Origin of the sequence: Hydrogenophaga sp. (assembly GCF_022844385.1) — a bacterium.
Lineage (GTDB): Bacteria > Pseudomonadota > Gammaproteobacteria > Burkholderiales > Burkholderiaceae_C > Hydrogenophaga.
The window spans coordinates 1-19770 of the sequence record NZ_JALHLX010000052.1; the positions used below are offsets into that span (position 1 = coordinate 1).

Here is a 19770-nt window from a genome sequence, read left to right on the forward strand (position 1 = left end):
GCCGCCGACAAGACCCTGGCGCGCCTGGCCCGACTGGACAACACCACCGGCGGCGAGTACGCACAAGATGTGGCCAACGACCTGCGTGCGACCATGCAGCAGCACGCCGGCGTGTTCCGTACCCAGGCCAGCATGGACGAAGGTGTTGCCAAGATCAACGCCATGCGCGCCCGTGTGAACAACATTGCACTCAAAGACAAGTCCAAGGTCTTCAACACCGCGCGTATCGAAGCGCTGGAAGTGGAGAACCTGATCGAGTGCGCCCAAGCCACCATGACCTCGGCAGCTGCCCGCCACGAGTGCCGCGGCGCGCACACGGTCAACGACTACGAGCGTCCCGCTGACGACGCGCAGTTCCCGCTGGGCCGCAACGACGCCGAGTGGATGAAGCACACGCTCTGGCACAGCGCCGACAACAGCCTGACCTACAAGGCCGTGAACCTCAAGCCGCTGACGGTCGAGTCCGTCCCGCCCAAAGTTCGCACCTTCTAAGCACCCACGCACCGGAGCACCCACATGGCCAAACGCACATTCAAGATCTACCGCTACGACCCCGAGAAAGACGCCAAGCCGTACATGCAGACCATCGAGGTGGAACTCGACGGCCACGAGCGCATGCTGCTCGACGCGCTGATGAAGCTCAAGGCGGTGGATCCCTCCATCTCGTTCCGCCGCTCCTGCCGCGAAGGCGTGTGCGGCTCGGACGCCATGAACATCAACGGCAAGAACGGTCTGGCCTGCCTGACCAACATGAACACGCTGCCCGGCGTGATCACGCTCAAGCCCCTGCCTGGCCTGCCCGTGGTGCGCGACCTGATCGTGGACATGACGCTGTTCTTCAAGCAGTACAACAGCATCAAGCCCTACCTGATCAACGACACGGTGCCGCCTGAAAAGGAACGCCTGCAGAGCCCCGAAGAGCGCGACGAGCTCAATGGCCTGTACGAGTGCATCCTCTGCGCCAGCTGCTCCACCAGCTGCCCCAGTTTCTGGTGGAACCCCGACAAGTTCGTGGGTCCTGCTGGCCTGCTGCAGGCCTACCGTTTCATCGCCGACAGCCGCGACCAGGGCACGGCCGAGCGTCTGGACAACCTCGAAGACCCCTACCGCCTGTTCCGCTGCCACACCATCATGAATTGCGTGGACGTCTGCCCCAAGGGCCTGAACCCCACCAAGGCCATCGGCAAGATCAAGGAAATGATGGTGATGCGCTCTGTTTGAGTGCATGCACTCCACAGGCATGAGCACCGCGACCCACCCCGACCAACCCGCCGATGCAGCGCTGGACGCGTTGCTGGACGAGCGTGCCCTGAGCAAGCTGCGGTGGCGTTGCCGGCGTGGCCTGCTGGAAAACGACCTTTTCATCGAGCGATTTTTTGCTCGGTACGAATCTGGCTTGACGGTTCGTCAAGCCGATGCCCTGGGGCTTCTGATGGACCTCGCCGACAACGATCTGCTCGATTTGTTGCTCGGCCGCAAGGCTCCCCAGGACGATCTGGCCCGTGACGATGTCACCCGTGTGCTGGGGATGCTCCGTGCAACCCGGCAATCCGCTTAAGCCATTCCCACAAGAAGGAAACCGCATGAAACTCGTTGACAACAAAGCCACCCTGTCGTTTTCCAATGGCAGCCCCAGCGTGGACCTGCCCGTGTATGCCGGCAGCGTCGGTCCGGACGTGATCGACATCCGCAAGCTGTACGCACAGACCGGCATGTTCACTTATGACCCGGGCTTTTTGTCCACGGCGTCCTGCCAATCGGCCATCACCTACATCGACGGCGACAAAGGTGAGTTGCTGTACCGCGGTTATCCGATCGAGCAGCTCGCCACGCAATGCGACTACCTAGACACCTGCCACCTGCTGCTCAAGGGCGAACTGCCCAACGAATCGGAGCGCCAGGCCTTCCACAAGCTCGTGATCAACCACACCATGGTGAACGAGCAGATGCAGTTTTTCCTGCGTGGTTTCCGCCGTGACGCCCACCCAATGGCCGTGCTCACCGGCCTGGTCGGTGGTCTGTCGGCCTTCTACCACGACAGCACCGACATAACGAACCCCAAGCACCGCGAAATCGCGGCCATCCGCCTGATCGCCAAGATGCCCACGCTGGTGGCCATGTCGTACAAGTACGGCATCGGACAGCCCTACATGTACCCGAAGAACGACCTGAGCTACTCGGGCAACTTCCTGCGCATGATGTTCGGTACACCCTGCGAAGAGTACGTGGTCAACCCGGTGCTCGAGCGTGCGCTCGACCGCATCTTCATCCTGCACGCCGACCACGAGCAGAACGCATCCACCTCCACCGTGCGCCTTTGCGGCTCGTCGGGCACCAATCCCTTCGCGGCCATTGCCGCCGGCGTGGCCTGCCTGTGGGGCCCGGCCCACGGCGGCGCCAACGAAGCCTGCCTGAACATGCTGGAAGACATTCAGCGTCAAGGTGGTGTATCCAAGGTCGGCGAGTTCATGGAGAAGGTCAAGGACAAGAACTCCGGTGTCAAGCTCATGGGCTTCGGTCATCGCGTCTACAAGAACTACGACCCGCGCGCCAAGCTCATGCAGGAAACCTGCAACGAAGTGCTGCAGGAACTCGGCCTGGAAAACGACCCCTTGTTCAAGCTCGCCAAGGAGCTGGAGAAAATCGCGCTGGAAGACGAGTACTTCGTCTCGCGCAAGCTCTACCCCAACGTGGACTTCTACTCCGGCATCGTGCAGCGCGCCATCGGTATCCCGGTAAACCTGTTCACCGGCATCTTCGCGCTGGCCCGCACGGTCGGCTGGATTGCCCAGCTCAACGAGATGATCGGCGACCCCGAATACAAGATCGGCCGTCCGCGCCAGCTGTTCACCGGCTCGCCACGCCGCGACATCAAACCACTGGAAACCCGCTGATCCGATTGCGTTGAACGCAGCGCCCGCCGCACCTTTGGTGCGGCGGGCGTTTGTCATTAGGAGCCCTTAAAATGAAAGGCTCTCCAGCTTTCAGAATCGCCGCCAGCGATCACCAACGGAACCGCCATGGGACGAACGCTCTACGACAAGATCTGGGACGAACACGTCGTCCACACCGAAGACGACGGCACCTCCGTGCTCTACATCGACCGTCACCTGGTGCATGAAGTCACCAGCCCGCAGGCGTATGAAGGCCTGCGCCAGGCTGGCCGCAAGGTCTGGCGTGTGAGCTCGGTGGTGGCCACGGCCGACCACAACACGCCCACCACCGGCTGGGAACTGGGCTACGACGGCATCACCGATCCGATCAGCAAAGAGCAGATCACCACGCTCAACAGCAACATCGCCGAGTTCGGTGCGGCGGCATTCTTTCCCTTCATGTCCAAGCGCCAGGGCATCGTGCACGTGATCGGCCCTGAGAACGGCGCCACCCTGCCCGGCATGACGGTGGTCTGCGGTGACAGCCACACTTCCACGCATGGTGCATTCGGCGCACTCGCGCACGGCATCGGCACCAGCGAAGTCGAACACGTGCTGGCCACGCAGACGCTGCTGGCCAAGAAGGCAAAGAACATGCTGGTGCGTGTTGACGGACAACTCGCAAAAGGATGCACCGCCAAGGACATCGTTCTTGCCATCATTGGCAAGATCGGCACCGCCGGCGGCACTGGCTACACCATTGAATTTGGTGGCTCGGCCATTCGCGCACTCAGCATCGAAGGCCGCATGACGGTGTGCAACATGGCCATTGAAGGTGGCGCACGCGCCGGCCTGGTGGCGGTGGACGAGAAGACGATCGAGTACGTCAAAGGGCGCCCGCTCTCGCCCACCGGCGTGGAGTGGGACCACGCGGCTGCCTACTGGAAAACGCTGCAGTCCGACGCAGACGCTACGTTCGACGCCGTGGTCGACCTGGACGCGAGCCAGATCGTGCCGCAGGTGACTTGGGGTACTTCGCCCGAAATGGTGCTCGGTATCGACGGCCACGTGCCCGACCCCGACCGCGAAAAGGACGCCAACAAGCGCGGCGCCATCGAACGCGCCCTGACCTACATGGGCCTGCAACCCGGCAAGGCGCTCGACGACATCTTTGTCGACAAGGTCTTCATCGGCTCGTGCACCAACAGCCGCATCGAAGACATGCGCGAAGCCGCCGCCATCGTGAAAAAGCTCGGCCAGAAAGTGGCCAAGAACGTGAAGCTGGCCATGGTGGTGCCCGGCTCGGGTCTGGTGAAAGCCCAGGCCGAGCGCGAAGGCCTGCACGACATTTTCAAGGCCGCTGGCTTCGAATGGCGAGAGCCTGGGTGCTCGATGTGCCTGGCCATGAACGCCGATCGGCTGGAGCCGGGCGAGCGCTGCGCCTCCACCAGCAACCGAAACTTTGAGGGCCGCCAGGGCAATGGCGGCCGCACGCACCTGGTTTCTCCCGCCATGGCGGCCGCTGCGGCTGTGCATGGTCACTTTGTTGATGTCCGTCAATTTGCCTGAAAGGAAAACTTCATGAAATCGATCGCTACCCTCCTCGCTGCTGCTTTTGTGCTGGCCCTGGCTGGCTGCAACACCGTTCAGGGCGTTGGCCAGGACATCCAGAAGGGCGGGCAGGTGCTGGAAGACGCGGCCAAGAAAAAATGAACAAGTTCACCGTGCACAAGGGCCTCGTGGCCCCGATGGACCGGGAAAACGTCGACACCGACGCGATCATTCCCAAACAATTCCTGAAGTCGATCCGCAAGACCGGTTTTGGTGAAAACCTGTTTGACGAATGGCGCTACCTCGACAAGGGCGAGCCAGGACAGGATCCAGCCAGTCGCAAGGCCAACCCGGACTTCGTGCTCAACCAGCCGCGCTACGCTGGTGCGTCGGTGTTGCTGGCGCGGAAGAACTTCGGTTGCGGCTCCAGCCGCGAGCACGCGCCCTGGGCCATCGACCAGTACGGATTTCGTGCACTCATCGCGCCCAGCTACGCCGACATCTTCTTCAACAACTGCTTCAAGAACGGGCTGCTGCCGATTCAGTTGTCTGAAGCCCAGGTCGCGCAGTTGTTCGACGAAGTGGCGGCGTTCCCAGGCTACCAACTCACCATCGACCTGGAGCGCCAGGTGATCGTGAAGCCGCAGGGCGAAGAGTTGCCGTTCGAGGTGCAGGCGTTTCGCAAGTTCTGCCTGATCAATGGCCTGGACGACATTGGCCTGACGCTTCGCTACAAGGACAAGATCGCCGCCTTCGAGGCCGAACGCCTGGCCACCAAGCCCTGGCTTCACCACACGATGCCGGTCTGAACCAACGAGAGACAACACCCCGGACCCGCGCCGGGGTGAACCATTCAAACCCCATGAAAATCGCAGTTCTTCCCGGTGATGGCATCGGCACCGAAATCGTCGCTGAAGCCGTCAAGGTCCTTGACGTGCTCGACCTTCCGTTCGAAATGGAATCGGCCCTGGTTGGTGGCGCGGCTTACGAAGCCCATGGTCACCCGCTGCCCGAGGCCACCTTGAAGCTGGCGATGGATTCGGATGCCGTGTTGTTCGGCGCCGTCGGCGACTGGAAATACGACAAGCTCGACCGGCCAATGCGCCCCGAGCAGGCCATCCTGGGTCTGCGCAAACACATGGGTCTGTTCGCCAATTTCCGCCCGGCCATCTGCTATCCCGAACTTGTCGGCGCCTCCAGCCTGAAGCCCGAGATCATCTCTGGCCTGGACATCCTCATCATTCGCGAGCTCACCGGTGACATCTACTTTGGTCAACCGCGCGGACGCCGCGTGGCCACCGACGGCCACTTTCCCGGTGCCGAGGAGGCGTTTGACACCATGCGCTACAGCAAGCCGGAGATCGTGCGCATCGCGCACGTGGCCTTCCAGGCGGCCCGCAAGCGCAACAAGAAGGTCACCAGCGTCGACAAAGCCAACGTGCTGGAGACTTTCCAGTTCTGGAAAGACGTGGTGACCGAAGTGCATGCCGAGTACCCCGATGTGGAGCTGGAGCACATGTACGTGGACAACGCGGCCATGCAGTTGGTGCGTGCGCCCAAGAAGTTCGATGTGGTCGTCACCGGCAACATGTTCGGCGACATCCTGTCCGATGAAGCATCCATGCTCACCGGCTCCATCGGCATGCTGCCATCGGCCTCGCTCAACACCAAGAACCAGGGGCTGTACGAACCCAGCCACGGCAGCGCACCCGACATCGCAGGCCAGGGCATTGCCAATCCGCTGGCTACAATACTGTCCGCTGCCATGATGCTCCGCTTCTCACTCAACCAGCCCGACGCTGCCGCCCGCATTGAAACTGCGGTCAGCAGCGTGCTCGCGTCTGGTTTGCGCACGACCGACATCTGGTCGGAAGGCACCACGAAAGTCGGCACCCGCGAGATGGGTGATGCGGTCGTGGCGGCCATCACCAAGACCATTACCAAGGGCTGATCCAGCTCCGGTTCGTCACGCCCCTCCCCGGCACGACGAGCCGGGGAAAACCGGTTTATTAACTGAAGGGCGTTGACATGAAACTCGTAGGACTCGTAGGCTGGCGCGGCATGGTCGGTTCCGTGCTGATGGACCGCATGGTCGCGGAAAGCGACTTCGACCTGATCGAACCGCTGTTCTTCTCCACCTCCAACGCGGGCGGCAAAGCCCCGGCCATGGCGAAGAACGAAACCACGCTGCAGGACGCGCACGACATCGCCGCCCTCAAGCGCTGCGACATCATCATCACGGCCCAGGGCGGTGACTACACCAGCGAGGTGTTCCCCAAGTTGCGCGCCGCCGGCTGGAACGGTCACTGGATCGACGCGGCCTCCACCCTGCGCATGGACAAAGAGGCCGTCATCATCCTCGACCCGGTCAACCTGCCCGTGATCAAGACCGCTCTGGGCAATGGCGGCAAGAACTGGGTCGGCGGCAACTGCACTGTGAGCTGCATGCTCATGGGCGTGGGCGCGCTTTACAAAGCCGGCCTGGTGGAATGGATGAGCACGCAAACCTACCAGGCAGCGTCTGGCGGTGGCGCACAGCACATGCGCGAACTACTGACGCAGTACGGCACGCTGAATGCCGAAGTCAAATCGCTGCTGGACGACCCCAAGAGCGCGATCCTGGAAATTGATCGCAAGGTGATTGCCAAGCAGCGTTCGCTCACCGGCGCAGAGACCGCCAACTTCGGTGTCCCGCTGGGCGGCTCGCTCATTCCCTGGATCGACAAGGACCTCGGCAATGGCATGTCCAAGGAAGAGTGGAAGGGAATGGCGGAGACGAACAAGATCCTCGGCATGGGTGAAGGCTTCAGCGCGCCGGCCGTTCCGGTGGACGGTTTCTGCGTGCGCGTGGGTGCGATGCGCTGCCACAGCCAAGCCTTGACCTTCAAGCTGCGCAAGGATGTGCCGCTGGCCGACATCGAAGCCATGATCGCCGCCGACAACGCCTGGGTCAAAGTCGTGCCGAACACCCGAGAAGCGACGATCCAGGATCTGACGCCGGTGGCGGTGACCGGCACCATGACCATCCCGGTGGGGCGCATCCGCAAACTGGCCATGGGCCCAGAGTACCTGGGCGCTTTCACCATTGGTGACCAGTTGCTGTGGGGCGCGGCGGAACCGCTGCGCCGCATGTTGCGCATTCTGCTGGACGCCTGAGCGCGGCCGGGTGGGTGCGATGAAGGTGGGGCTTGGAAACAGCTGAAAAGGTTCGTTGCAAGTCAGCAACGTAAATTCGAGGGCCCAACACGACAAACGGTGGGCTGGGAAACTCAAGCGGATTCTCAGCTTGTCACCGTAATCCGTTGATGTTAAGGTCAAAATTAGGTTTTTTCCTTCGAGGTCCAAGTGCCATTCAAACCCCGCCATACCCCCATTCAATCGGCGAGCCAGGTGCGACAAATCACCGGGTTTGGTGGCTTGCAAGCCATTGCTGCAGCCGCCTTGCTGTGTGCAGCGCTCACGCACCACGGCGCCGCCCAGGCTTTGGCCTTGGGTCGCGTGGTCGTTCAGTCCGCGCTGGGGGAGCCGTTGCGGGCCGAAATCGACGTTCCGGACATCAACGCCGAAGAGGCTGCCAGCCTGCGTGTCTCCCTGGCCTCGCCTGAAACGTTCCGTGCATCGGGTATGGAAATCAACGCGGCCCTCTCAGGTCTGCAAATTTCTTTGCAACGCCGCGCCGACGGTCGTTCGTTTCTCCGGCTCACCAGCCCTCGCCCGGTCAATGAGCCCTTTGTGGACCTGATCGTCGAAGCCAATTGGGCGTCCGGTCGCATTGTTCGCGATTACACGCTGTTGTTTGATCCGCCCAACCTGCGCCCTGCGCCCAGGCCAGTGCCGATTGCCCCGGGGGTGAGCGCGCCCCCGGCCACCCGGGCCCAACCTGTGCTGCCGAGTGCGCCATTGCCACCCGTGGCACAAGCTGCGCCTTCGCCAGCTCCCGCTGTCATCACGCCGCCCGCCGCACCCGTTGCCCCGCCCGAGCGTGTCGCAGCACCAGCGCCGGCGTCACCGGCGGGTGGTGGCCAATTGCGTGTGCAGGCCGGAGACACCGCTGGCCGCATCGCCGCAGCCAACCGCCCTGCCAACGTGTCACTGGACCAGATGCTGGTCGCCATGCTGCGCTCCAGTCCCAACGCGTTCATCGGAGGCAACGTCAACCGCGTCAAGGCGGGTGCCGTGATCGACCTGCCCACCGCGGAGCAAGCCGGAGCGGTCAACGCAGGCGAAGCGCGCCAGACCATCGCCGCCCAAAGCCGCGATTTCAATGATTTCCGCAGACGCCTCGCAGGCGCAGCACCGGAAGCCGACGTGGGCACGGCCGACCGCCAGGCCGCCGGCCAGGTGCAGGCCGAAGTGAAAGACGCCGCGCCTGCAGCGCCGGCGGCCGACAAGCTGACGCTGTCCAAGGGCGCAACGCCCGCACAAGCCGCCCGAGAAGAACAGATTGCCAAGGAGCGGCAAGCGCAAGAAGCGTCGACCCGCGTGGCAGAGCTCTCGCGCAATATCGACGAGCTGGCAAAACTGGGCACGCCGACTCCCGCAACGCCCGCTCCCGCAGCCCCGGCGGCGGCTGCGCCGGCTCCACCAGTGGCGGCACCGGCAGCGCCAGACGCTGCCGCCGTGCCGGCAGACAGCACCACGCCTCCGGCAACCGCCCCCGCCGCGACGCCTGCCGAATCCCCTGCGGCCGCTGCTCCCGAAGCACCGCCAGCTGCGGCCGAACCCGCACCCGCCATCACGCCGGCCCCCCAGGTCGCGGCACCCGTCCCCGTTCCACTGCCCGACGAGCCCTCCTTCATCGACCAGTTGCGTGACAATCCCCTGGTGTTGCCCCTGGCCGGCGGTTTACTGGCTCTGCTGGCTGGTTTGGGCATCTACCGCATGCGGCAGCGCAAGAGCGGCGCCAGTGTCGACAGCTCCTTCCTTGAAAGCCGCCTGCAGCCCGACTCGTTCTTTGGCTCCAGCGGCGGACAGCGCATCGACACCGCGGAGTCCGCAGCGTCGGGTTCCTCCATGGTTTATTCCCCCAGCCAGCTGGATGCGGCTGGAGATGTCGACCCTGTGGCCGAGGCCGACGTATACCTCGCCTATGGGCGTGACCTGCAGGCGGAGGAGATTCTCAAGGAAGCCATGCGCAGCACGCCAACGCGTGTGGCCATTCACAACAAGCTGCTGGAGATCTACGCCAAGCGCCGCGATGCCAGGGCCTTTGAAGTCGTGGCCACCGAAGCCTTTGGCCTGACCCAGGGTCAAGGTACCGAATGGGAACGCGCCTGCGAACTGGGCAAGGAGCTCGATCCGACCAACCCGCTGTACCAACCCGGCGGCAAACCGGTGACCAAGGCCGGTGCTGTCGAGAACTTTGCGGCAGCTGGTGCCAACACCATGCCGTTTGTGAGCAGCACCATGTCGGGTCCTTCGGGTAGCCCGGCATCGGGCATGGGCGATCTCGACCTCGACCTGGATTTTTCGCTCGACGATACCGGGACAGACCAAGACATCGCACCAGCGCCAGCGTCTGCCTCGACACCGCCGGATTCGGTCTTGTCGGACATGGGTGATCTCCAGATCACCGACGCACTCACCAGCCAGGCCGCCGAGAGCTCGGGCCCGCCCTCCATGTCCATGGACTTTGATCTGGACTTCCCGTCGCAACCGGCAAACTTGCAGGCCCCGGTTGTGGCTGAGCCAGCCACGCCTTTGCCCGCAGCGCCGGAGGCGCCCACTTTCGATTTGAGCGAAGAGGCGCCGGACTTCGACCTGGACATGGACCTGCCCGCCGAAGCCCCGGCGAACCCGCTTGCCGCAGCCGCAGCTCCTTCCGCGATGGAATTCGATCTGGACAACCTCAACCTTGACCTGGACGCACCCGCGGAGATCGACATGACGTCCAGCGACGCATCCGGACAGGAAAACCCGCTCGAAACCAAATTGTCCCTGGCCGAGGAATTCCGCGCGATCGGTGACTTCGAAGGCGCCCGCTCGCTGGCAGAAGAAGTGCTGGCCGAAGCCTCCGGTTCCCTCAAGACCAAGGCGGGCACCTTCCTGGCCGATCTGGCTTGAGACGCCGTCAAGGCTGGTCTGCCGGCCTGCCCGGCATCTGCTCTTGTGAATCCCGGTGGCTGACGTGACCCGCATCGCTTTGGGTGTGAGCTACAACGGCCGGGCCTATGAAGGCTGGCAGAGCCAGCTGGGTGGCCAAACCGTGCAGGACAAGCTGGAGCAGGCCCTCACCCGCTTCGGCGCCACCGATCCGATCAAGACCCTGTGCGCTGGCCGCACCGACTCCGGCGTGCACGGTCTCATGCAAGTGGTGCACTTCGACACCCCGCTGCAGCGCGATGAAAACGCCTGGGTCAGAGGCACCAACGCGTTCCTGCCGTCCGACATCGCCATCCAGTGGGCACGCGAGGTCGACAGCAGCTTTCACGCGCGCGGCAGCGCACGTTCGCGGCGCTATGCCTACGTGCTGCTCGAATCGCCCGTGCGCCCGAGCGTGGACGCCGGTCAGGTGGGTTGGGTGTTCCGGCCGCTGGCGCTGGAGCCCATGGTGCTGGCCGCGCAGATGCTGGTGGGCGAACATGATTTCTCGTCGTTCCGCGCCGCGCAATGCCAGGCCCACTCACCCGTCAAACACCTGATGCGCGCCGAGGTCACGCGGCGCGGCGCCTATTGGCGCTTCGAGTTCGAAGCCTCGGCATTCCTGCACCACATGATCCGCAACATCATGGGCTGCCTGATCGCCATCGGCATCGGCAGCCGCCCTCCCGAATGGATGACCGAGGTGCTGTTGGCCCGCAGCCGCGACGTGGCTGCGCCCACCTTTTCCCCTGATGGTCTGTACTTCCTGGGGCCGGTCTACGATCCAGCCTTGGGGCTGCCTGAGCGCACCCCGGCATTTGACTGGTTGCCATGAACGTTCACAGAACCCGCATCAAGATCTGCGGCCTCACGCGCGAGGCTGATGTGGACGCGGCCGCCCGCGCGGGAGCGGATGCCGTGGGCTTTGTGCTGTACGACAAAAGCCCGCGCCACGTCACACCTGAACGCGCCGGAGAACTGGCGAGCCGCCTGCCGGCATTCGTGACACCGGTGCTGCTCTTCGTCAACGCGAGCCCCGAGCACATTCAGCGTGCTTGCGAAACCGTGCCCAATGCCCTGCTCCAGTTTCACGGCGACGAATCGCCCGCCGACTGTCTGACCGCTGGCCGTCCGTTCATGCGCGCCGCACGCATACCCACAGGTTCCGCCGGGCAAGGCTTCGATCTCCTAAAATACGCGTCTGACTTCTCGGCAGCCCAAGCCATCCTGCTCGACGCGCACGTCGAAGGCTTCGGTGGTGGGGGTCAATCCTTCGACTGGACAGCATTCCCTTGGTCACATCCGCTTCTAAACGCCAGCTCTCGCCTCGTTTTGTCTGGTGGACTCACGCCTGCAAACGTGATCGATGGCATCACGTGCGTGCGGCCCTGGGCCGTTGACGTGAGTTCCGGCGTCGAGGTGTCCAAGGGCATCAAGAGCCCGGACCTCATGAACGCCTTCGTCGCTGCCGTTCGTGCAGCCGACGAACACCTTTCCCGCCTGCCCTGATCGTCCCCGATCCGGGGTTGGGCAACCGAAACGAGACCACCCCATGCAGACCTACCAGCAACCCGACGCCCGCGGCCACTTCGGCATTTACGGCGGCAGCTTCGTGAGCGAAACGCTCACCCACGCCATCAACGAACTCAAGGCCGCGTACGCGAAGTACCAGCACGACCCCGAGTTCCTTGCCGAATTCAAGAGCGAGCTCGCCCACTTCGTGGGCCGGCCCAGCCCGATCTACCACGCAGCCCGCATGAGCCGCGAGACCGGTGGCGCGCAGATCTTCCTGAAACGCGAAGACCTCAACCACACCGGTGCGCACAAGATCAACAACACCATCGGCCAGGCCATGTTGGCCAGGCGCATGGGCAAGCCGCGCATCATTGCCGAGACCGGCGCCGGCCAGCACGGTGTGGCCACCGCGACCATCTGCGCGCGCTACGGTCTGGAATGCGTGGTGTACATGGGCAGCGAAGACGTGAAGCGCCAGAGCCCCAACGTCTACCGCATGAAGCTGCTGGGCGCCACGGTGGTGCCGGTCGAATCGGGCAGCCGCACGCTCAAGGACGCACTCAACGAGGCGATGCGCGACTGGGTCGCCAACGTGGACAACACTTTCTACATCATCGGTACCGTGGCCGGTCCGCACCCCTACCCGATGATGGTGCGGGATTTCCAGAGCGTGATCGGCGAAGAGTGCCTGGTGCAGATGCCCGAGATGCTGCTGGCCGCCGGCTGCAAGAACGAGCAACCCGACGCGGTGATCGCCTGCGTCGGTGGCGGCAGCAACGCCATGGGCATCTTCTACCCCTATATCAACCATGCAGAAACGCGCCTGATCGGCGTGGAGGCCGCCGGTGAAGGCATGGAGAGCGGCAAGCACTCTGCGTCTCTGCAGAAAGGCAGCCCGGGTGTGCTGCACGGCAACCGCACCTATGTGCTGCAGGACGACAACGGCCAGGTGACCGAAACGCACAGCGTGAGTGCCGGACTCGACTACCCAGGCGTGGGTCCAGAGCATGCGTTCCTGAAAGACATCGGGCGCGCCGAGTACGTGGGCATCACCGACGCCGAGGCGCTGGAAGCCTTCCACTACCTGTGCCGCACAGAAGGCATCATTCCCGCGCTTGAATCGAGCCACGCCGTGGCCTACGCCATGAAACTGGCCAAAACCATGCGGCCCGACCAGTCGATCCTGGTCAACCTCTCGGGCCGGGGCGACAAGGACATCGGCACCGTGGCCGACCTGTCCAATGCAGACTTCTATTGCCGACCCAGCTGCCGCGGGCAGTCGGTCAAAGGTGGCGTGGCCACCATCGAGGTGAAAAAATGAGCCGCATCGAAGCGACCTTTGCGGCACTGAAGAAGCAGGACCGCAAGGCCCTCATTCCCTTCGTCACCGCCGGCTTTCCCTACGCCGATATCACACCCGATCTCATGCACGGCATGGCCGAGGCCGGCGCCGATGTGATCGAACTCGGCGTGCCCTTCTCCGACCCGTCGGCCGACGGCCCGGTGATCCAGAAGGCGGGTGACCGCGCGCTGGCCGCCGGCATCGGTCTGACCCAGGTGATCGCCATGGTGCGCAGCTTCCGCGAGCGCAACGACACCACGCCCGTGGTGCTCATGGGCTACGCCAACCCGGTGGAGCGCTACGACCAGAAGCATGGCGCAGGCGCCTTCGTGCGCGACGCATCGTCGGCTGGCGTGGACGGCGTGCTGATCGTGGACTACCCGCCCGAAGAGTGCGAAGACTTCGCTGCCAGCCTGCGAGAGCACGGCATGGACCTGATCTTCCTGCTGGCCCCCACCTCCACCGACGAGCGCATGGCGCAGGTGGCGCGCGTGGCCACGGGCTACGTGTACTACGTGTCGCTCAAGGGCGTGACGGGTGCCGGCACGCTCGACGTGGGTCAGGTCGAGGCCATGCTGCCGCGTATCCGCGCTCACGTGAGCGTGCCCGTGGGTGTGGGCTTCGGCATCCGCGACGCGGAAACCGCGCGTGCCATCAGCCGCGCGGCCGATGCGGTGGTGATCGGCAGCAAGATCATCCAGCTGATCGACAACGAGCCGCATGAAAAAGTGGTGGCTGTGGCCTCCAACTTCATTCGCACGATCCGCAAGGCGCTCGACGCATAAAGTGGTGCCCCCACGCTCCGCCGCTGCGCGGGTCGCTGCCCCCCAAGGGGGCTGGGCCTGCCTTGTGGGCGGCCCGGCGGCTGGCCCACTTGCACCTTCCTGCATGGTCTAATTCTGAACATTCTGCTGCCGCACGGAGAACACACATGTCCTGGCTCGAAAAACTGCTGCCCCCCAAGATCACCCCGACCGACCCGACCGAGCGCCGCAGCGTGCCCGAAGGTTTGTGGATCAAGTGCCCGAGTTGCGAGGCCGTGCTCTACAAGAACGATCTGGAGAAGAACCAGAACGTCTGCCCGCACTGCAGCCACCACCACCGCATTGGCGCACGCGCGAGGCTCAATGCGTTTCTGGACGCCGAAGGCCGCTACGAACTGGCTCAGGAAGTGCTGCCGGTTGATGCCCTCAAGTTCAAGGACAGCCGCAAGTACCCCGAACGGCTGAAAGACGCGCTGGAGACCACGGGTGAAACCGATGCGCTGATCGTGATGGGCGGCGCCGTACACGGCATCAGCCTGGTGGTGGCATGCTTCGAGTTCGACTTCATGGGCGGCTCCATGGGCTCTGTGGTTGGAGAGCGCTTCGTGCGCGGCGTCGAAGAGGCCATTGCCCAGAAGGTGCCCTTCGTGTGCTTCACCGCCACTGGCGGCGCACGCATGCAGGAAGGCCTGCTCTCGCTCATGCAGATGGCCAAGACCAATGCCTCCCTGACCCGCCTGGCCAAGAAGGGCCTGCCCTACATCAGCGTGCTCACCGACCCGACCATGGGCGGCGTGAGCGCGGGCTTCGCTTTCCTGGGCGATGTGGTGATCGCCGAGCCCAAGGCGCTGATTGGTTTTGCCGGTCCTCGCGTCATTGAAAACACCGTGCGGGTGAAGCTGCCGGAAGGTTTTCAACGCGCCGAGTTCCTGCAGACCAAGGGCGCGGTCGATTTCATCTCCGACCGGCGCGAGCTGCGCGCCACCATTGCCAACACCTTGGCCATGCTGCAGCGCCAGAGCGCCGACGCGGTGGTCAACGATTGAGTTCCGAAGCTGCGGCCGAGGCGCTCACGCTGTCTCAGCTCCCCCTGTTTCCACTGCAGACCGTCCTGTTTCCCGGCGGTGTGCTGCCGCTTCGCATCTTTGAAGTGCGCTACCTCGACATGATCGGGCGCTGCCACAAGGCGGGTGCGCCGTTTGGCGTGGTCTGCCTGAGCGAAGGCAGCGAGGTGCGCCGGATCAACCCGTCGGCGCCGCCCACGGGTGACAGCTTCGCCAAAGAGGTGTTTCACGCGGTGGGCACGCTGGCGCACATCGAGAGTCTGGAGCGGCCCCAGCCCGGGCTCATGGTGATCAAGTGCCGTGGCCTGCAACGGTTCCACATCACCCGCCGCAGCCAGTTGCCGCACGGCTTGTGGGTGGCTGACGTGACACTGGACGAGCAAGAGTCCGTGGTGGCCGTGCCGCCGGATCTGGCGAATACCCGCGATGCGCTGAAACGCTTGCTGCAGAACCTGCAGGAACGTGACCCCGACAGCCTGGACCAGTTGCCACTGCAGCCGCCCTACCAGTGGGACGACAGCGGCTGGGTGGCCAACCGGTGGGCGGAACTGCTGCCTGCACCGGCCGGACTCAAACAACGCCTGATGGCACTCGACAACCCGCTGTTGCGGTTGGAACTGGTGTCAGACCTGCTGGACAAGCTGGGCCTGGAGAACTGATCTCCCCGCCCGGCCTCAACCGGGCAACAGCGAGAGCGCCTGCATGTAGCGCTCGCTCACCATCAACGCTTCCCAGTCGCGTGCCGCTGCGCGCGGCAGCAGGGCCAGCCGCCGTTCTTCGCTGGCGGGGCTGGGCGTCCAGTCGCCCTGCAGGCAGGCCCGGGACAAATCATTGATGGCTTCGTCGATCGACGCGCCACCGCCTTCCACCGACTGGTTGCACAGCAAGACCATGTCGCAGCCCGCCTGCAGGGCGGCCAACGCAGCGGTGGTGAAGCTCACTGCCTGACCATCGATCTGGCGGGCGGCGGCCATGCTGAGGTCATCGCTGAAGATGGCGCCGGTGAAGCCCAGGCGGTGGCGCAACACGTCTTGCAGCCAGCGTGCAGAGAAGCCTGCGGGGCGCCGGTCGACCTTGGGGTAGATCACATGGGCCGGCATCACCGCCTGCAGGCTGGCCGAGAGCCAGCCGTAAGGTGCAGCGTCTTCCGCCAGGATGGCTTTGAGGCTGCGCCGGTCCACCGGAATGGCCAGGTGGGAGTCGGCCTTGACGAAGCCGTGACCCGGAAAATGTTTGCCGCAATTGCCCATGCCGCTTTGCAGCAAGCCGTGCATCAACGCTTGCGCGAGCAGCGTGACGATGCGCGGGTCGCGGCCGAAAGAGCGGTCGCCGATGACCGAGCTTTCGCCAAAGTCGAGATCGAGCACGGGTGTGAAGCTCAGGTCAACGCCGCAGGCCCGCAGCTCGGCACCCAGCACGTAGCCGGCGGCGGTGGCTGCGTTGCAAGCCTTCAAGGTGGCCACACCGTCGGGCTCACCAGCCTTCGCCGGGCGCATGGCCATGGCACCCAGCGCGGCCATGGGCGGCAGGTGGGTGAATCCGTCGGTGCGGAAGCGCTGCACACGGCCGCCCTCGTGGTCCACCGCGATCAGCAAGTCGGGCCGCACGGCCTTGATCTGCCGGCACAGCTGCGTGAGTTGCAGCCGGTCGTGCCAGTTGCGGCCGAAGAGGATGACACCGCCGACCAGGGGGTGCGCAAGGCGCTGGCGGTCGGTTGTGGTGAGGCTGTGGCCGGCCACGTCGATGATGAGGGGGGCGTGTGGGTTCATGGATACGGAGCTCAAAGATGGGTCGACGTCAGTCGCGTTCAACGACCACGAAGCTGGCCGCGTAGTCGGTCTCATCGGTCACAGTGACATGCGCGCGCAGCCCCTGGGCTTCAAACCAGGTCTTCAACTCACCGTGCAGCACGATGACCGGCTGCCCGCCGGGCAGGTTGGCGATCTCGCAGTGCCGCCAGGTCATGGGCATGCGCATGCCCAGGCCGATGGCCTTGGAGAAGGCTTCCTTGGCAGAGAAGCGCGTGGCCAGGTAGCGCAAACCGCGCTGTGGCCAGCGCGCGCTGCGCTTCTGCCAGACCGCAAACTCGGCGTCGCTCAGCACCTTGCGAACGAAACGCTCGCCCTGGCGCACGAACGTTGCCTCAATGCGGCGGATATCGCAGATATCGGTGCCGATGCCGAAGATCATCCGGCCTCGGCGATGCAGCGGTTGTAGTCGGCAATGGTGGCTGCGTAGCCCAGCTCCAGTGCATCGGCCATCAAGGCGTGACCAATCGAAACCTCGCTCACACCGGGCACGGTGCGCAAGAACGCCGTGAGGTTTTCGCGGTTCAGGTCGTGTCCCGCGTTCACGCCCAGGCCCGCATCCAGCGCAGCTTGAGCCGCAGCGCGAAAACGCTCCAGCTGCTCGGCGCGCTGCGGTGTGTGCCACGCAGCCGCGTAGGGCTCGGTGTAGAGCTCCACACGATCGGCACCCACCGCTTGGGCACCGGCCATCTGGTGGGCGTCCGCGTCCATGAACAGGCTCACGCGCACACCCAGCGAACGGCACTCGTCGATCAGCGGGCGCAGGCGTTCGGCATCGGCGGGGAAGCTCCAGCCGTGGTCGCTGGTGAACTGGCCTTCGCTGTCGGGCACGAACGTGACCTGATGCGGTCGCACGGCGCGCACAAAGTCCATGAGGTTGTGAAAGGGGTTGCCTTCGATGTTGTATTCGCGGTCCGGCCAGGCCTTCATGAGCTCGGCCAGGTCGTGCACGTCGTGCGCGCGGATGTGGCGCTCGTCTGGACGCGGATGCACCGTGATGCCACGCGCCCCAGCCTGCAGGCACAGCGTGGCCGCGCGCGTGACCGACGGAATGCCGAGGTGGCGCGTGTTGCGCACCAGGGCCACCTTGTTGAGGTTGACCGAGAGCGCGGTGCGAAGAAAGGGAGAGGTGGCCGCGTTCATGGGGTGGGCTCGGGGTTGGGGGTTGCCGGTTCACCGGGCTCCGGCGCCACGGCGGAGCGGGGCCGCGTCATCGCTTGCACATCCAGCATGAGTTGCCGCGTCTTGAACACCCGCACGCCGCAATGGTAGTGCAGCAGGTGGCGCAGTTGCGGGCGCAGGGCTTGCAGCGCGCTGGCGCACGCACGCAACGTGGTGACGAATGGAGCCGGGCCGTCCATGGCAGCTTGCAGACCCAGCCACTGCTCCCCGCTGAGGGGATGCGCGTCGTCGCCGTGGGCCGCACGCAGACCACTCTCGGGCGTGAGCACATACAGCCCACCGGGGTCGAGAGGCGCCAGGGTGTTGGCTTCCTGTGTGAGGTCGGGCAACAGGCCCACGTCACGCAGCAGCAGCAGTTCAAACGCCCGCAAGATCACTTGCTGCGCATCGCTCTTCTCGGCCAACAATTGCACCGCCAGGGCGAAGTGGTCAAACAGAGTGGCGTGCGGGTCGTCTCGCGCCAGCAGGCGCATGAGCAACTCGTTGAGGTAACTGCCCGAGATCAGCGCTTCGCCGGTGGGCATCACGTGCCCGCCCTGCCACTGTGCCGATTTGAGCGTGCGCACCTCGGCGTCACCCGTCCACGACACCTGCAGAGGCTGCAGTGGCAGCAGCACCGGGCGGAACTGGGAGGTGGGGCGCTTCACCCCTTTCGCCACCAGCGCAATGCGACCGTGGTGGCGGGTGAAGACTTCCAGCACCAAACTGGTTTCGCTCCAGTCATAGCGGTGCAGGACGAAGGCGGGTTCCTCGGAAACGCGTTTCAGGGCCACGAGTCAGGCAGCCGGTGGCTCACTCGTAGCCGAAGGAGCGCACGCGGGCATCGTCGTCGGCCCAGCCCGAGCGCACCTTCACCCACAGCTCCAGGAACACCTTGCAGTCCCAGAGTTTTTCCAGCTCCTGGCGCGCCTCGGTGCCGATGCGTTTGAGCTTCTCACCGCCCTCGCCGATCACCATGCCCTTGTGGCCTTCGCGCTCCACCACGATGGTGGCGGCGATGCGCTTGAGGGCGCCCTCTTCCTCGAACTTGTCAATGATCACGGTGGAGGTGTAGGGCAGCTCGTCGCCGGTCAGGCGAAAGAGTTTTTCGCGCACCATCTCGCTGGCCATGAAGCGTTCGCTGCGGTCGGTCAGGTCTTCCGGGTCGTGCATCCAGGGCTGCTGGGGCAGGAATTTTTCGCAGATGCCGAACAGGCGTTCGATGTCCTTGGCGGTCTTGGCCGACATGGGCACGAACTCGGTGAATGGGTGGCGCTCCTGCATGGATCGCAGCCACGGTGCCAGGTCACCGCGGCGGTGCACCAGGTCAAACTTGTTGGCCAGCAGAATCACGGGCACGTTGGCCGGCAGCAGCGACAACACCTTTGCATCGGCCAGATTGAAGTGACCGGCCTCCACCACGAAGAGGATCAGGTCCACATCGCTCACGGCGCCCATCACCGTCTTGTTCAGCGCGCGGTTCAGTGCGTTGCCGTGGCGGGTCTGAAAACCGGGCGTATCCACAAAGATGAACTGCGTGGGGCCCACGGTGCGCATGCCGGTGATGCGGTGGCGCGTGGTTTGTGCCTTGCGCGAGGTGATGCTCACCTT

Annotated in this window: 20 protein-coding genes and 1 pseudogene; 16 read left to right on the forward strand and 5 right to left on the reverse strand. The window is 64.4% G+C overall.

Features of this window, described 5'->3' with window-relative positions:
- The 16 genes and pseudogenes from Q0C59_RS10610 to Q0C59_RS10685 form a co-directional block, all read left to right on the forward strand.
- A pseudogene (locus tag Q0C59_RS10610) lies at positions 1-492 on the forward strand (succinate dehydrogenase/fumarate reductase flavoprotein subunit); the annotation flags it as partial.
- A gap of 24 nt (positions 493-516) precedes the next feature.
- Positions 517-1221, forward strand: a complete 705-nt coding sequence (locus tag Q0C59_RS10615; protein ID WP_056271468.1) for a succinate dehydrogenase iron-sulfur subunit — start codon at positions 517-519, stop codon at positions 1219-1221.
- A 19-nt stretch (positions 1222-1240) separates the two neighbouring features.
- Positions 1241-1558, forward strand: coding sequence for a succinate dehydrogenase assembly factor 2 (locus Q0C59_RS10620; RefSeq protein WP_291215024.1), 318 nt, complete (start codon positions 1241-1243; stop codon positions 1556-1558).
- 25 nt (positions 1559-1583) lie between these two features.
- A complete protein-coding gene (locus tag Q0C59_RS10625; RefSeq protein ID WP_291215026.1) occupies positions 1584-2894 on the forward strand; it encodes a citrate synthase in 1311 nt (436 codons plus the stop codon).
- Positions 2895-3020: 126 nt separating this feature from the next.
- The gene (gene leuC, locus Q0C59_RS10630; protein ID WP_291215028.1) at positions 3021-4442 is read left to right on the forward strand and encodes a 3-isopropylmalate dehydratase large subunit; all 1422 of its coding nucleotides are present in this window, start codon (positions 3021-3023) and stop codon (positions 4440-4442) included.
- 12 nt (positions 4443-4454) lie between these two features.
- Entirely contained in the window at positions 4455-4586 is a 132-nt protein-coding gene (locus tag Q0C59_RS10635) for an entericidin A/B family lipoprotein (RefSeq protein WP_069047120.1), read from the forward strand.
- A complete protein-coding gene (leuD, locus tag Q0C59_RS10640) occupies positions 4583-5233 on the forward strand; it encodes a 3-isopropylmalate dehydratase small subunit (RefSeq protein ID WP_291215032.1) in 651 nt (216 codons plus the stop codon). The genes Q0C59_RS10635 and leuD overlap by 4 nt, the downstream gene beginning before the upstream one ends.
- 53 nt (positions 5234-5286) lie before the next feature.
- A complete protein-coding gene (gene leuB, locus Q0C59_RS10645; protein ID WP_291215034.1) occupies positions 5287-6375 on the forward strand; it encodes a 3-isopropylmalate dehydrogenase in 1089 nt (362 codons plus the stop codon).
- Between the two features lie 77 nt (positions 6376-6452).
- On the forward strand, positions 6453-7580 hold the full coding sequence (gene asd / locus Q0C59_RS10650) for an aspartate-semialdehyde dehydrogenase (protein WP_291215037.1): 1128 nt from the start codon (positions 6453-6455) through the stop codon (positions 7578-7580).
- 234 nt (positions 7581-7814) lie between these two features.
- Positions 7815-10487, forward strand: coding sequence for a FimV/HubP family polar landmark protein (locus Q0C59_RS10655; protein WP_291215040.1), 2673 nt, complete (start codon positions 7815-7817; stop codon positions 10485-10487).
- Between the two features lie 64 nt (positions 10488-10551).
- On the forward strand, positions 10552-11340 hold the full coding sequence (gene truA, locus Q0C59_RS10660) for a tRNA pseudouridine(38-40) synthase TruA (protein WP_291215042.1): 789 nt from the start codon (positions 10552-10554) through the stop codon (positions 11338-11340).
- A complete protein-coding gene (locus tag Q0C59_RS10665; RefSeq protein WP_291215044.1) occupies positions 11337-12014 on the forward strand; it encodes a phosphoribosylanthranilate isomerase in 678 nt (225 codons plus the stop codon). Before truA ends, Q0C59_RS10665 begins: the two co-directional genes overlap by 4 nt.
- Before the next feature lie 43 nt (positions 12015-12057).
- Positions 12058-13341 carry a tryptophan synthase subunit beta gene (trpB, locus tag Q0C59_RS10670; protein WP_291215046.1) on the forward strand — a complete coding sequence of 428 codons (1284 nt, stop codon included), beginning with the start codon at positions 12058-12060 and terminating at the stop codon, positions 13339-13341.
- Positions 13338-14147: a tryptophan synthase subunit alpha gene (gene trpA / locus Q0C59_RS10675; protein WP_291215049.1), complete on the forward strand. Its 810-nt coding sequence runs from the start codon at positions 13338-13340 to the stop codon at positions 14145-14147. Before trpB ends, trpA begins: the two co-directional genes overlap by 4 nt.
- Before the next feature lie 146 nt (positions 14148-14293).
- Entirely contained in the window at positions 14294-15172 is an 879-nt protein-coding gene (accD, locus tag Q0C59_RS10680; RefSeq protein WP_056271506.1) for an acetyl-CoA carboxylase, carboxyltransferase subunit beta, read from the forward strand.
- Entirely contained in the window at positions 15169-15849 is a 681-nt protein-coding gene (locus tag Q0C59_RS10685; RefSeq protein ID WP_291215053.1) for an LON peptidase substrate-binding domain-containing protein, read from the forward strand. The genes accD and Q0C59_RS10685 overlap by 4 nt, the downstream gene beginning before the upstream one ends.
- Positions 15850-15864: 15 nt before the next feature.
- Here the strand turns inward: Q0C59_RS10685 and nagZ are convergent, their stop codons facing one another.
- The 5 genes from nagZ to era form a co-directional block, all read right to left on the reverse strand.
- Complete coding sequence (gene nagZ, locus Q0C59_RS10690; protein WP_291215056.1) at positions 15865-16959, reverse strand: beta-N-acetylhexosaminidase; 1095 nt, start codon at positions 16957-16959, stop codon at positions 15865-15867.
- A 28-nt stretch (positions 16960-16987) separates the two neighbouring features.
- A complete protein-coding gene (acpS, locus tag Q0C59_RS10695) occupies positions 16988-17380 on the reverse strand; it encodes a holo-ACP synthase (RefSeq protein WP_291215058.1) in 393 nt (130 codons plus the stop codon).
- Entirely contained in the window at positions 17377-18141 is a 765-nt protein-coding gene (locus tag Q0C59_RS10700; protein WP_291215061.1) for a pyridoxine 5'-phosphate synthase, read from the reverse strand. Before Q0C59_RS10700 ends, acpS begins: the two co-directional genes overlap by 4 nt.
- Positions 18138-18953 (reverse strand): DNA repair protein RecO, encoded by an 816-nt coding sequence (gene recO / locus Q0C59_RS10705; RefSeq protein WP_291215064.1) that lies wholly within the window; start codon positions 18951-18953, stop codon positions 18138-18140. The genes Q0C59_RS10700 and recO overlap by 4 nt, the downstream gene beginning before the upstream one ends.
- Positions 18954-18972: 19 nt before the next feature.
- The coding region (era, locus tag Q0C59_RS10710) for a GTPase Era (protein WP_291215067.1) at positions 18973-19770 on the reverse strand (798 nt) is incomplete at its 5' end.

Excerpts from the sequence above, each read along its gene's own strand:
- Q0C59_RS10625 (WP_291215026.1), top strand. The coding sequence starts at position 1,584 with ATGAAACTCGTTGACAACAAAGCCACCCTGTCGTTTTCCAATGGCAGC.
- trpB (WP_291215046.1), top strand. The coding sequence starts at position 12,058 with ATGCAGACCTACCAGCAACCCGACGCCCGCGGCCACTTCGGCATTTAC.
- trpA (WP_291215049.1), top strand. The coding sequence starts at position 13,338 with ATGAGCCGCATCGAAGCGACCTTTGCGGCACTGAAGAAGCAGGACCGC.
- acpS (WP_291215058.1), bottom strand. The coding sequence starts at position 17,380 with ATGATCTTCGGCATCGGCACCGATATCTGCGATATCCGCCGCATTGAG.
- nagZ (WP_291215056.1), bottom strand. The coding sequence starts at position 16,959 with ATGAACCCACACGCCCCCCTCATCATCGACGTGGCCGGCCACAGCCTC.
- asd (WP_291215037.1), top strand. The coding sequence starts at position 6,453 with ATGAAACTCGTAGGACTCGTAGGCTGGCGCGGCATGGTCGGTTCCGTG.
- Q0C59_RS10665 (WP_291215044.1), top strand. The coding sequence starts at position 11,337 with ATGAACGTTCACAGAACCCGCATCAAGATCTGCGGCCTCACGCGCGAG.
- Q0C59_RS10700 (WP_291215061.1), bottom strand. The coding sequence starts at position 18,141 with ATGAACGCGGCCACCTCTCCCTTTCTTCGCACCGCGCTCTCGGTCAAC.
- Q0C59_RS10615 (WP_056271468.1), top strand. The coding sequence starts at position 517 with ATGGCCAAACGCACATTCAAGATCTACCGCTACGACCCCGAGAAAGAC.
- Q0C59_RS10635 (WP_069047120.1), top strand. The coding sequence starts at position 4,455 with ATGAAATCGATCGCTACCCTCCTCGCTGCTGCTTTTGTGCTGGCCCTG.
- Q0C59_RS10620 (WP_291215024.1), top strand. The coding sequence starts at position 1,241 with ATGAGCACCGCGACCCACCCCGACCAACCCGCCGATGCAGCGCTGGAC.
- leuB (WP_291215034.1), top strand. The coding sequence starts at position 5,287 with ATGAAAATCGCAGTTCTTCCCGGTGATGGCATCGGCACCGAAATCGTC.
- accD (WP_056271506.1), top strand. The coding sequence starts at position 14,294 with ATGTCCTGGCTCGAAAAACTGCTGCCCCCCAAGATCACCCCGACCGAC.
- leuC (WP_291215028.1), top strand. The coding sequence starts at position 3,021 with ATGGGACGAACGCTCTACGACAAGATCTGGGACGAACACGTCGTCCAC.
- leuD (WP_291215032.1), top strand. The coding sequence starts at position 4,583 with ATGAACAAGTTCACCGTGCACAAGGGCCTCGTGGCCCCGATGGACCGG.